14 protein-coding genes are annotated in these 12,997 nt (G+C 36.3%); 7 read left to right on the top strand and 7 right to left on the bottom strand.

Annotated features, from left to right (window positions below; translation table 11 throughout):
• Positions 1–144: 144 nt before the first annotated feature.
• The 3 genes from BMZ04_RS13320 to BMZ04_RS13310 all read right to left on the bottom strand — a co-directional run bounded on the left by BMZ04_RS13320 (position 145) and on the right by BMZ04_RS13310 (position 2,031).
• Complete coding sequence (locus BMZ04_RS13320) at positions 145–450, bottom strand: monooxygenase (RefSeq protein WP_093271401.1); 306 nt, start codon at positions 448–450, stop codon at positions 145–147.
• A 12-nt stretch (positions 451–462) separates the two neighbouring features.
• On the bottom strand, positions 463–1,389 hold the full coding sequence (locus BMZ04_RS13315; protein WP_093271398.1) for a DsbA family protein: 927 nt from the start codon (positions 1,387–1,389) through the stop codon (positions 463–465).
• Between the two features lie 81 nt (positions 1,390–1,470).
• Positions 1,471–2,031 carry an NADPH-dependent FMN reductase gene (locus BMZ04_RS13310; RefSeq protein ID WP_093271393.1) on the bottom strand — a complete coding sequence of 187 codons (561 nt, stop codon included), beginning with the start codon at positions 2,029–2,031 and terminating at the stop codon, positions 1,471–1,473.
• Positions 2,032–2,198: 167 nt separating this feature from the next.
• On the opposite strand from BMZ04_RS13310, the gene BMZ04_RS13305 reads away from it, so the two are divergent.
• Complete coding sequence (locus BMZ04_RS13305) at positions 2,199–2,768, top strand: TetR/AcrR family transcriptional regulator (protein WP_093271389.1); 570 nt, start codon at positions 2,199–2,201, stop codon at positions 2,766–2,768.
• Between the two features lie 109 nt (positions 2,769–2,877).
• Here BMZ04_RS13305 and BMZ04_RS13300 read toward each other — a convergent pair whose 3' ends face one another.
• Together BMZ04_RS13300 and BMZ04_RS13295 are read right to left on the bottom strand one after the other, a co-directional pair.
• Positions 2,878–3,063 (bottom strand): hypothetical protein, encoded by a 186-nt coding sequence (locus BMZ04_RS13300; RefSeq protein ID WP_093271384.1) that lies wholly within the window; start codon positions 3,061–3,063, stop codon positions 2,878–2,880.
• Between the two features lie 349 nt (positions 3,064–3,412).
• Positions 3,413–4,285, bottom strand: coding sequence for a hypothetical protein (locus BMZ04_RS13295; protein WP_093271379.1), 873 nt, complete (start codon positions 4,283–4,285; stop codon positions 3,413–3,415).
• A 360-nt stretch (positions 4,286–4,645) separates the two neighbouring features.
• Here BMZ04_RS13295 and BMZ04_RS13290 point away from each other — a divergent pair, with 360 nt between their 5' ends.
• The 6 genes from BMZ04_RS13290 to BMZ04_RS13265 all read left to right on the top strand — a co-directional run bounded on the left by BMZ04_RS13290 (position 4,646) and on the right by BMZ04_RS13265 (position 10,372).
• Positions 4,646–5,794: an ABC transporter substrate-binding protein gene (locus BMZ04_RS13290; protein WP_093271374.1), complete on the top strand. Its 1,149-nt coding sequence runs from the start codon at positions 4,646–4,648 to the stop codon at positions 5,792–5,794.
• Positions 5,795–5,873: 79 nt separating this feature from the next.
• Positions 5,874–6,758, top strand: coding sequence for a branched-chain amino acid ABC transporter permease (locus BMZ04_RS13285; RefSeq protein WP_093271371.1), 885 nt, complete (start codon positions 5,874–5,876; stop codon positions 6,756–6,758).
• Between the two features lie 7 nt (positions 6,759–6,765).
• Positions 6,766–7,746 (top strand): branched-chain amino acid ABC transporter permease, encoded by a 981-nt coding sequence (locus BMZ04_RS13280; RefSeq protein WP_093271367.1) that lies wholly within the window; start codon positions 6,766–6,768, stop codon positions 7,744–7,746.
• Positions 7,718–8,491, top strand: coding sequence for an ABC transporter ATP-binding protein (locus BMZ04_RS13275; protein WP_093271364.1), 774 nt, complete (start codon positions 7,718–7,720; stop codon positions 8,489–8,491). The genes BMZ04_RS13280 and BMZ04_RS13275 overlap by 29 nt, the downstream gene beginning before the upstream one ends.
• Positions 8,484–9,194: an ABC transporter ATP-binding protein gene (locus BMZ04_RS13270; protein WP_093271360.1), complete on the top strand. Its 711-nt coding sequence runs from the start codon at positions 8,484–8,486 to the stop codon at positions 9,192–9,194. The genes BMZ04_RS13275 and BMZ04_RS13270 overlap by 8 nt, the downstream gene beginning before the upstream one ends.
• A 53-nt stretch (positions 9,195–9,247) precedes the next feature.
• Positions 9,248–10,372, top strand: coding sequence for an alpha-hydroxy-acid oxidizing protein (locus tag BMZ04_RS13265; RefSeq protein WP_093271357.1), 1,125 nt, complete (start codon positions 9,248–9,250; stop codon positions 10,370–10,372).
• 239 nt (positions 10,373–10,611) lie between these two features.
• On the opposite strand, the gene BMZ04_RS13260 is transcribed toward BMZ04_RS13265, so the two are convergent.
• Positions 10,612–11,478, bottom strand: a complete 867-nt coding sequence (locus tag BMZ04_RS13260) for a glycerophosphodiester phosphodiesterase (protein ID WP_093271352.1) — start codon at positions 11,476–11,478, stop codon at positions 10,612–10,614.
• Positions 11,479–11,627: 149 nt separating this feature from the next.
• Entirely contained in the window at positions 11,628–12,986 is a 1,359-nt protein-coding gene (locus tag BMZ04_RS13255; protein WP_093271349.1) for an ABC transporter substrate-binding protein, read from the bottom strand.
• Positions 12,987–12,997: the final 11 nt, after the last annotated feature.

Raw genomic sequence — 12,997 nt, 5'->3', positions numbered from 1 at the left:
GCTTGATAGCGCCGGCCAGAAAAAGCTGTCGGAGTTTTTATGGAAAATAAAAAAGAGTAGCAAACCTGAGCTACTCGCCTACCATTTTATTAGTAATTAAATCCAACCAGTAAACAATAATAAAAATACTTTACCGTTTTTTATTTATTTTACTGGACCTTTAGTGATCTCGGTAAGTTTAGAATTGATAGCAAAAATCTTTGCGTTGACTTCTGTTATTCCAAAGCCACCTAGTCGTTTAGAATGCATATCTATATATTTTTCGGCTGTTTCTTTTGTTTCGAAAAGATAAATTCCACCGGCTTCATTCGTTTCGGGACTTTCTGTCCAGATTTTCCACATGAAGCCATCTTCTTCATTGATACTTTTCGCTAAATCGGAAAAAGCCACCGCCATTTCATCTCCGAATGGTCCAGTCATTTTAAAATCTACTTGTAATACATAAGCCATTGTCATTCTACCTCACTTTGTAGTAGTAACATATAATTCACCTAGAATTTCCTTCATTTGAAAACTATTTGGCGAGAGTTCTTTTTCAATAAAACTGTTAATATCTGACTGATCAACATCATACATCACTTCAATTTCTTTTGAAAACAGAAGTTTTTCCTTTTCAAGCAAGCTAGAAAGGGAAGGCTGTTGTTTCGGTTGTAGTTCTTCCACATTTAGAACTTGTTTTAATCCGTCCACATAGTATTCAAATGGGCGGCCACCAACAATTTTAACTCCTTTATTTTCCTCATTCATCATGATGATAGTTGGAAAACCTCTCGCCCCAAGGCTTCTAACAAGGCTAAAATCTTCATTCAATAATTGTTGACTGATTGGTTGTTCAGCTTCATTTACAATAGCTTCTCCATCAAGTTGGATACTGTTCACGATGTCAATTAGAACGGATTTATCCGAAATATTTTGATTAAATGCGAAAAGGGCTTCTCTGGCACGACGTAGATATTCATAGGCTAATTTATCATTATGATGTTTTTGAATCACTTTAAATACTCGAGAGGGCGGGTAGGATGATTGAACGGGATTGTCAATCATTAGACTCCCATCAATTGGCATGCGGGAATATTCCCCCACTTCTCTCCAATGGCCAGCAACGTCCGCAGGTTTATAAATCCCATTTGCAGGATCAATGGGTCCATCATGCCATTTTTCCAGTAACCCCCCCATTACCGTATGGACATTAAAATAGTGTCCATACTGCTCTTTAAAACGACGAAGAACAGGTTCAATTGCCCAGCAATGAGAGCAAATAGGATCCGTCACATAATAGAGATTAATCGATTTTTGGGGTTGATTAAAATCAATAACCTCTATTTCTTCCTCTCCAGCTACTCCACATACACCTGTTTCTAAATCACATACCATATTATTGTTTTTCAATTCATATTCCTCCATTTCTATTTAAAATTAGCGAGGAAAAGGAAGTAAGTCTCTAATACCTCGCTTTAAAGAGTTTCTTCATTAGTTTCTAATTGTTTTTAATGCAGTAGACCAAGCCACGACCTCATTCAACATATTTTGAACGGTTTCTTCATGAAACGGTGCTGGTTTAAAGGTTGACATATTTTCAAAGTCAGTAAAGAGGCTGAATGCAGGTTGTGTTCGTACTGTTGCAACTGCCGGTACTGTTAAAATTAAACGCAAGTTGTTAGCTGCCGTAACTCCAAGAGTAGACCCATAACTTACAATCCCGGCTGCTTTGTTATTCCATTCCACGTATAGATAGTCAATTGCATCTTTCAATCCAGACGTAACAGCTTTGTTATATTCAGGAGTGACGAAAACAAACCCATCGAGCTCACTAATTTTTTTAGACCATGGATGTGCTTCTGGAGTTTGATAGTCTTGTGTCATAATAGCTGGAACTGATTCATTGTATCTTGGTAGGTTATAATCTTTAATATCTACCAACTCAAATTCAACATCCGTTCTTTTATCTGCGATTGATTTCACCCATTCTGCCACTTGAATATTTACTCTTGAATCTCTTGTACTTCCAGTAATAATACCAATTTTAATCATGTTAAACTCTCCTCCTAAAAATGAATGTGTTTTTTAAACAAGCATCATATTTGCCTGATAATTGTATTTTATCCATAATGAAAGCAACGGCATACCAATAGTTCATTGGATTTGTTGTTTATACAACACTTTGAGAAAATTGTTTAAAAAATAGGAGGGATAGTGATATGGTTCAATCAAAAACGGATCCCCGAGTTCTACGTACTCGCAAATTAATCATGGATTCTTTCATTGAACTTTCGGGTAAAAAAGATTTCAAGGATATTACCGTTAAGGATATTACAACAGAGGCTATGATTAATCGCGCCACATTCTATTATCATTTCCAAGATATATATGACTTATTAGAAATGGTACTATCAGAAGTATTATTGATTAATTTGAATAGTAATATCTACGAGAAAAACGAACTAAATGAAGAATCGATTATTAATATCTTCATAGCTATAACGAACTTTCAAAAGTCTTTATCCACTCGTTGTCATAGAGGGTACGAAGATACAATTGCCATTATCATTAGGGAACAGCTCGAAATTATTTTTTACAAAATGTTGTTAAAACAAAATAAAACTGAAGAAGATGAAGCTCTAAATATTACCGCAGTCATATTAAGCTGGGGAATTTACGGGGCTTCTGTAGAATGGAGAAGAAATAGTAAGCAGTTATCGCCGGAAGAATTCATCAAATCAGCTATTCCTTATATATTTTCTGGTATTAATTTTGGTTCTAAAAACTAACACCTATTAGAATGTTTCTACAATGGGTCGCTTTAAAGAATATAAAAAAAGAAACCCCTGGTATAAGTGTTACTCAATCCAAGGGTTTCATCTTTTGTTTATTCTCTGATTACTTATTCATTCTCGAAAGAAAATCTCCAAGTAAATCATCTAAGCTTTCGGTTTCGACATTCTCCTCTGAATCTTCTTCTGCGGACGTCTGCTCATGTTTTACTTGGTCCAAGTCAAAGTTCATCAAATCATCTTCTAATTCGTCAGCAAGATTTTCTTGTTGATTTTCCGTCGGCTTGGTCAATATCTAAAGTATTACTGTTAAGAGGGGCAAGAATAGACATTGCACTTAACAGGATCTGACAACAAATGATTTACAATGTTTCCTAGCATAGCTTCTGAATGTGCGTTTTTTAGCCAATTACGCTGTTCTATCGGAATAGTTATTTGTTTCTCTACCCTTGGATAAGGGGTTACTCACACCATCCATTAGATTTATGACCATGTGTTAAAAAAACATGAATTTTTCTAACACAGGTTCGCTTTATATGGAGTATCTACACGAGCTATTACTCTTACAGAAACTCCAAACCCTTAATCTATTTCTAACTGAAGAGTTCTTGAGTATTTTTCGTATTAATGATGAAGGTATCTTAAAACGAAAGTTGTTGTGTCGCATAAGAAGCTACTAATGAGGGCAAGGTCATTCCGTGAATTAATAATCCTTCTTTATTAAATACGATTAATTCAAATTCATCATTATCTATATTTTTTCTAACTTCACCAGTAGCGCAGAATATAGCAAAATCATTCTGTTCGGAAAAACGCTGAATATACGGAAACAAATTAATGTATGTTGGTGCTGAAGCAAAAAATGCTTTTTCAAATTTCACATTCATATACGTATTGTTTTTAAAAATCCTTACAATTGCATTTTGCTCCGAATAATTTACACTCTGTATTTTACCTATCAACGTTCTAGCTTGACCCAAGTCATTTTTCTTTAATGTGTCTACATCTCTTTTGTACAATCTCGCTTTTAATTTTGGAGAGTCCTCCGTTAACTTACTAGGATCAAGAATCATATGAATAGTGAGTTGTTCTGATGTGCTTCTTTTCCTTAATCGTTTATTTCTATTATTTCTTTGTCTACTTTTATCTTCTAATCGTTTTACTCTTTCCTCTTCACTCAACACTTCCAACTCAAATGCTTCTTTTTGCGATCTATTCATTTGGTCACCATAAACCACACCAATTTGTACATTAGGCCTCTTACCACTGCTTTCCCCTTCTTCTTTATCAAAAAAATGTAGGCAATGCTTGGAATGTAAGCTATACCTCCAAGTTCTTAGATAACTTCTATTCCCAGACTTTGCGACAAACGATAACTTCGCATTGCACCCCTCTGTAGAGCAAAATAATTTCCTTCTATAATTTTCTGTATATCCTTTTGGAGTAATGTCTTTTAATTCGAGAACAATTTTTTGAGCATTATTTACATAAATTGAATCAAAGATTTTAACCAATTTTCCCACCCCTTGGATCAAAATTAGATTAAAGACAATTTACTAACCTACTATAAATTAATAGTTCGACATTTATCTGGAAATTCCTCTCATCATTAAAAGGTAATTCCTAAATAACAGGCATGTTAGACTAATAGTTTTTTGGAGCAATCATTATTAGATAAAACAAGTATTTCCCTCACTAAAATCGCGTCCCTGTCTCGGAAACAAATGATCGTCTTCTTTGAAAACAGGGAGCTATTTAATCTAACACTACTTTTTGCGTGGATATTTTAAATAATTCTGAATAATCACTTTACTTTAAGTGGTTTATTGGATTTAATAGAACTGTACGTTAAAGAATTTATAGGGGGTAGAGAGATGAGAAATAGTTTTAAAAAAGTATATCTATTAATCTCAGTTCTAATGGTAGTTATGTTAGCTGCATGTAGTGAGGATGTTACAAATGCTACAAGTGAAAAATCTGGAGGTCCTGTTTCAGCAAAAATAGGCGTTATATCCTATATGACCGGACCTGGGGCAGCTTACGGGGAAGCCATCACAAATGGATTTAACTTAGCCCTAGATGAGATCAATGAAAAAGGCGATGTGAAGATAGAGCTTATTATTGAAGATTCTGCCGGGAAACAAGACCAAGCATTGACTGTTGCTCAAAAACTGATGAGTTCAGATGATATTGTAGCTTTACTTGGACCAACTTTAAGTACTGAAATGAATGTTGTTGGACCAGAAGCAGACATAAACGGAATTCCTATCATGGGAACTTCTACAACTGCTGCAGGCATTCCACAGATTGGTGAGTATGTTTTTAGAAATTCGATACCTGAATCCCTAGCAATACCCGCAGCTTTAGAAAAAGCAGTGAATAAATATGGGGCAAAAAAGGTTGCAATTTTATACGGAAATGACGATTTGTTTACACAGTCGGGATTTGACACGATGAAAGCAGAAGCAGAAAAGATGGGCCTAGAAATTTTAACAATTGAAACTTTCCAGAAAGGCCAATCCGATTATAATGCACAACTAACAAAAATCAAGGATCTTCAACCAGATTTGATCTTAGCTTCAGCTCTTTACAATGAAGGTGCGGTTATTATGGATCAAGCAAGAAAAATGGGAATTGATTTACCCTTTGTAGGAGGAAATGGATATAACTCTCCACAAGTTATAGAAATAGCTGGAGAAGCATCAGAAGGCTTAATAGTTGCAACTCCTTGGTTTGGTGAAAAGGATGATCCAAAAGTGCAAGATTTCGTTAAAAAGTATGAAACTGAATATGGTCATAAACCAGATCAATTTGCTGCACAAGCGTATGATGCACTTTATATTATGGCTGAGGGCTTGAAGAATGCTGGAGTAGCTGATAGAGACGCACTTCGTGATGCTCTTGCTGAGATAAAGGATTTAGACGGTATACTTGGGAAATTTTCATTTGATGAAGATGGCGATGTCATCATGGAACCAACAGTACTCATTATTAAGGATGGGACATTCCAACTATTTGAGTAAGTAGGTTTACACTTAGCCATTTTGTACAAATACAGGTAAGGGTAACTTGCCCTTACCTAATTTGAAAGGGTGAGATTTCTTGCTATTAGAACAAATAATCAATGGAATAACACTTGGAAGCATTTATGCCATTGTTGCCCTAGGTTTCACTCTTGTATTTGGTGTACTTGGCATTATTAATATGGCACATGGCGAGATTTTTATGATTGGGGCTTTTATTGGGGTACTAATAACAAGTGTATTAGGATTGCCATTGTGGATTGCGTTCATTGCTGCAATTGGAGTCACAGTTATTTTAGGTTATATGCTTGAGCGTATTGCATTACGCCCTCTTCGCGGTAAACAGGGTGTTTCACATCTTGCTCCTTTAATAAGTACGATCGGAGTTTCTATTTTATTGGAGAATCTCTCCCATCATATATTTGGGGCTGGTAACCATCCCTTCCGCCATTCTTTTGCGCAGATTCAATTTCAAATTGGTTCCATAACCGTTTATCTTGTACAAATTTTAATATTTGTCATATCTATTACATTAATGGTTGTACTCTCTTATTGGCTTTCCAAAACGAAAGCTGGGAAAGCTCTTCGTGCTACAGCAGAAAATTTAGAAACTGCAAGTCTGCTTGGTGTGAATACAAAACGAACGATAACAACAACAGTAATTCTTGCTTCTGCACTTGGGGGGATCGCTGGTATTTTAGTTGGAATGGCATTTAACTCCGTTAACCCCCAAATGGGATTATCAATGGGGCTAAAGGGTTTAGCAATTATTATTTTAGGTGGAATGGGGAATGTCAAAGGAGCAATGGCAGGAGGATTACTTCTTGGTCTTGCTGAAACGATGATTGTTGCCTACGGTGACTCCGGATATCGTGATGCGGTTGCCTTTATAACAATCATATTCATTCTTCTCTTACGACCACAGGGGATTTTTGGTAAGAATACCGCTGAGGCAGGAAGGTGATGATGGGATGTTAGGAGATATTATAAATCCATATCATTTACAAATAGTCTCTTTTATTCTTATTAATATAATTCTAGGAATAAGTATTTACATTACTCTTTCCTCAGGTCAACTATCTTTAGGAAATGCAGGTTTTATGGGTATCGGGGCTTATACTTCCGCCTTATTAACAATTAACTTTGATCTTCCAATTTTCCTAGGCATCATCTTAGGTGCAGTTGTGGCAGGTGTATTTGGGATTCTAATTGGTATTCCTGCGCTTAGACTATCTGGAGTCTATTTGGCCATTGCTACCTTAGGTTTTGGTGAAGTTATTCGGGTAATCTTTGTTAATTGGGATTCTATTACACAGGGCTCCATAGGTCTATCTGGTATTCCACATCTAGGAAGAGAACTATTTAAGACCTTTAAGCTTACAGGATTCGATCCTGACATGCTCGGGTTAAAGAACAATCAATTTATTTATTTACTAGTCGTGTTGATCTTATTATTAGTGAACATTTTACTCGTATGGTTCTTTATTAGACAAAATAAATCACGTGTTGGAAGGGCTTTTGCAGCCATTAAAATGGATGAAAAAGCTGCAGAGTCCATGGGAATAAATATTACCTATTATAAAGTTCTGTCCTTTACGCAAGGAGCCATTTTGGCTGGCTTTGCTGGTGCCTTGTATGCCCATGTAATGGCCTATATCAGTCCTGCTGACTTTGCCTATCACCGCGCAATAGATATCCTTATCTTCTCCATATTTGGTGGTAGTGAATTAATCTGGGGTGCGATATTCGGAGCAACATTTATGACCATTTTACCTGAGGCTTTACGATTTATAAGTGATTACCGTTATATGATTTATGGTGTAATCCTTATTGCCATGATGGCATTCCGTCCTCAAGGAATTATAGATGTGTCTCTTCTAAAGTGGTTCAAAAGGAAATTAAAGTTAAAAAGGAGGGGCAGCCTTGGTATTGGAACTAAAAAATATAACTAAAAACTTTGGCGGGATCTCCGCTTTAACAGATGTATCCTTCCAGATTAATGAGGGTGAAATATTCGGTTTAATCGGACCTAATGGTGCTGGTAAAACGACCTTATTTAATGTGATTACGAACATGTTCTCCCCTACTTCTGGAGAGATCAGCTTTCTTGGTGAAAAAATATCAGGCCTTAAACCTCATAAAATTACCGATAAAGGAATTTGTCGTACATTCCAGAATATCCGACTTTTTTCGCAAATGTCGGTACTCGAAAATGTTTTAGTTGGAGGCCATTGCCGCAGTAAATCAGGTGTGATAAAAAGTGTTTTGAGAACTAAATCGCAACGTAAAGAAGAAACTAATTCTCATGATGTTGCATTAGAACTATTAGAACTAGTAGGCTTATCTAAGTTTCAAGACTCTATCGCTGAAAATTTAGCATACGGACAACAAAGAAGACTTGAAATTGCCAGAGCTTTGGCTAGTAACCCGAAACTGTTACTGTTAGATGAGCCGGCAGCTGGAATGAATGAAACCGAAACAGAAAGCCTATTTGATTTAATAAAAAAAGTACAAAAAAGAGGCGTTACAGTGCTATTAATCGAACACGATATGCCCTTTGTTATGAAACTTTGTGATAGAATTACCGTTTTGAATTTTGGGAAGAAACTTGCAGAAGGAACACCTGCGGAAATCCAGAACAACCAAGAAGTTATTGAGGCATACCTCGGTGCAGAGGAGGACGACGAGATTGCTTAAAGTAACGGACATTGAAACTTTTTACGGAAAAATCCAGGCTCTTAAACGCGTAAGCCTTGAAGTGGAACAAGGTCAGGTCGTAACTCTTCTTGGTGCAAACGGCGCAGGAAAAACGACGACGATGAAAACTATCTCTGGATTATTGAAACCAAAGCATGGAACAGTTGAATTCTTAGGGGAAAATATTACTGGACTTAGACCCGATCAGCTTCTAAGAAAAGGAATTGCTCTTGTACCTGAAGGTAGAGCAATATTATCCAGTATGACCGTTATGGAAAATCTAGAAATGGGTGCTTACCATCGAAATGATAAAGAGATAAAAAGAGATATTGAAGAAGTAATGTCCCAATTTCCTATTTTAAAAGAACGAAAAGAACAACTTGGAGGGACACTTTCAGGCGGACAACAACAAATGCTCGCTATAGCTAGAGCTTTACTTTCCAAGCCGAAGTTATTATTACTAGATGAACCTTCTATGGGATTAGCTCCATTAATTGTAGCTGATATTTTTAAAATGATCCGAGAAATAAAGGAGAATGGAACGACAGTCCTTCTGGTAGAACAAAATGCAAAACAAGCTCTTAAAGTCGCCGATTATGGTTACGTGATGGAAACCGGGAAAGTAATTATCAATGGTGAGGCTAAAAGTTTATTAGAAGATTCAAGAGTCGTAGAAGCTTATCTTGGCAAAAAATCAAGTTAATGTGACGATAAACTCTTTTTACACATCCAAGGAGGTAAGAAAGGAAGATACCAATGACAAATTCTATTTCTAATCTAGAATTACCCCATTCTGTTTCACTATTAGAAAAAATGGCCGCTGAGTCTATAGAAAACGGCCCTTTTACATATGTTCATAGTGGATCTGGCAATGAGATTACGTTAAAAGCTAATATTGATGCTTTTGAAAGTTGGCAAATCGTCCCTAAATATTTAAATGACGTCAACATTCGGGATACTTCCTCCAAAATATTAGGTACTACATTTCCTAATTCTTTCGCAATAGCTCCTGTTGGTGTACAAAGCATCTTCCATCCAGAAGGAGAGCTAGCTTCAGCACGGGCTGCTGCCCACCACGGGGTGCCGTTTATCGCTAGTACTTTTACATCTCATTCACTTGAGGAAATTGCTAATCATCTTGGAGATACCCCTCGCTGGTTTCAATTATATTGGTCTAAGGATGAGGAGTTAGCAATAAGCATGGTTAAACGGGCAGAAAAAGCAGGTTACTCAGCTATCGTGATTACGGTTGATACATCTTTAATCGGAAACCGAGAACGAGACTTAAATAATGGATACTCTCCTCTTAAACTAGGAAAGGGATCAGCTAACTATTTAAATGATCCTGTTTTTCTAGAGAGATTCAAAACTCGCCCTTCTTCTGATGACAAGGGAGTTATAGAAAAAATAGGGGAAGTATTATTTAATCCTTCATTAACATGGGAAGACTTACGCACGATTAAAAAGCATACCTCTCTACCAATCTTATTAAAGGGTATTCTTCACGAAGAAGATGCATCTAAGGCACTGGATTACGGGGTGGATGGACTAATTGTTTCCAATCATGGTGGTAGACAACTTGATGGTTGTATCTCTTCATTAGAAGCCTTACCTCCTATTGCTGATGTAATTCAGGGTAGAATACCGATCTTGTTAGACAGTGGAATTAGAAGAGGATCAGACGTTATTAAAGCACGTGCTCTTGGTGCTTCAGCGGTTTTACTAGGCAGACCCTTTGTCTATGGATTAGCTGTTGCAGGGGAACAAGGTGTTCGACACGTTCTAAAGGACTTTATAAATGATATTGACACCTCCTTGGCGTTAACAGGATGCTCGTCCATGAGCCAAGTCAATAAGTCATTAATCCGTAGAAAGAAATAAAACTTAGGCTACAAATAGTTATATGACAAAATAAGCACCCGTTTTGGGTGCTTATTTTGAATTAACGCGGATGTTTTTAGCACAGGGTCGCTGATGTTTTGAAGTTTTAAATAGTCCGGATTCTAACTTTAATAGTCGGAATTCGGATTTTTTTATTGGTTTTATTAATATTTTAATTTGCAGGAACCAATCCGGGATCTCTATAATTTTGCATTTTTGCGATGCAACATGCACTGTCATTATTGCAGCAGTTCTTTTGTATATTCAATATAATCCGTAAAGTATCCATCAACATTGAATGCTTTGACACGTTCTTGCTCATTCTTTTGTGTTTCTTTATCTATAAAGTACACATGAACTTCTTTTCCATTTTGATGTAGTTCATTTACAACATCTAACGTTACATCGGTCGATTCAATACCTATGAATGGATAAGGAGAGAATACAGCATCTTTTAGATCAAATTCCCCTTTACTATATAACAAAGTTAAGGGGATTTCAGGTTCTAGTTCATGTATTTTGCTTAAGCTTTGGTTGGAAAAGGATTGAATCGTAACCAATCCTTTTGATATTAAATTATTTTCTTTGAGCAATTTGATTAAGTCTTCCTCCATCTTTAATTCACCATTAACCAACCTTGTCTCAATATAGTAATGTTCTGTATCGGTAAAAGTTGCAATGATTTCATCCAATGTTGGTATTTCTTCCGATAATGTTTGACCATTGTGTATGCCAATAGTTGGAATAGATTTGATTTCTTCCAAAGAATAATCTATAACTTCCCCGTTTCCACTCGTTGTACGGTCAATGGTTTTATCATGCAATGCGATTAGTGAACCGTCTTTTGTCATACGTAAGTCAATTTCTAAAGCATCAACACCATCTTGTGCCGCAACTTTATAAGCTGTTATCGTCTCTTCATTTACTCGGTCATTAGCACCGCGATGTGCAATTATTTTTGGTGAATCTGTTACAGACTGCGTAACATACAACGTTTTGTTTGAAATTATATTGGATTCGTTTACTATATTAGTTCTAAGTATCCCTAAAATAGAGACGATTGCTACTATGGACAGAATAGTAATTAAAATACTTTTTTTAGTCAATTACTCCCGCTCATTTCTAAAGGATAGTCATTCTCTATCTTCTTTCTGTTTTTTATTTCATAATCATAATAAACAAAATTAGAAAAAATAAGAGAAAAAAGTATGGACAAGCATACTTTTTTCTCTTGAATTTTATTCTTGGAATTTATTTACTCGCCTCTTGCAGCATTTGCCTGTTCAATGGCAACATTAAATTGTTCAACGGCAGTATTATAAGCTTCATCTACATCTCCGCCATTATAAATCTTTTCAAGAGCAGTTTCCATAATTTTACGGCCTTCTGGAAGCATATCCATTAAGGCCCCTTGTGTTGCATAAGAAGCTTTTGTATCTTGTAACTGGTCAACTGTAACTTGTAATTGTGGTTTTTCAGCATGAGCATCTTTTACAACTTGTTCTTCATATGCACCTGGGTTGATAGCAAAGTAACCTGTACCAACATGCCACTCGGCTTGGATTTCTGGAGTTTGTAAGTATTTCATGAACTCCCAAGCAGCTTTTTGTTCTTCTTCTGATTTACCATCAATCATCCAAAGACTTGCCCCACCGATAACAACACCTTGACGTTCTTTATCTTCTGGATGTGGTAAGTAAGCAATTCCTACTTCAAATGGCGCATTATCAATAACATCTCTTGAACTAGCAGAAGATTGTAAAAACATGGACACATCACCTGCTAAGAAACCAGCCATCATGTTATCTCCATTTGTACCATAGTTAGCAAATGTTTCATCATCAACCATACGTTTTACCCATTCTAAAATGGATTTACCTTCTTCTTCAGTCCAACCAATTTCAGTAGGAGTATCCGTACGTCCATTATCATTATTCAATAATAATGCACCTTGGTTAGCTAATAATTGCTCCCATAACCAACCATATGCTTGTAATGCAAAACCTTTCATCTCCGGATTAGATTCAACGATTTTTTTGCTTGCTTCTTCTACTTCTTCGTATGTTGCTGGTGGAGTCTCTGGGTCAAGTCCTGCCGCTTTAAATGCATCTTTGTTGTAATACATAACAGGTGTTGATGAGTTAAACGGCATTGAATAGAATTTACCATCTAAAGAATAGTAATTAGTAATATTTTCTTCTAAGCCACTCATATCATAGCTATCCGCATCAACGAACTCTTGAATTGGCGTGATTTGTCCGCTATTGATCATTGACATTGTTCCAATTTCAAACGTTTGAATTACTGAAGGTGCACTATCTGAACCGGCAACTGCATTAAACTTGGTTAATGATTCGTCATAAGTTCCTTGATATTCAGCATTTACTTGAATACCATCTTGAGACGTATTGTATTCTTCCACAATTTTGTTCAATGCTTCCTGACCAGCTCCACCCATAGAATGCCAAAAAGTTACCTCTTGTTTTTCTGCATTTTCTGCTGAATCAGATGTATCTCCATTATTTCCAGGTTCTTTTGCAGAACCTCCTTCTGAACTACATGCTGCTAAAAATAAAAGAAGACCAAGTGTAAGGAATGCGAGTAGTTTTTTCATTGTTTATTCTC

Source organism: Psychrobacillus sp. OK032 (assembly GCF_900111345.1).
Classification (GTDB): domain Bacteria; phylum Bacillota; class Bacilli; order Bacillales_A; family Planococcaceae; genus Psychrobacillus.
This window is presented reverse-complemented; position numbering and strand designations above follow the sequence as displayed.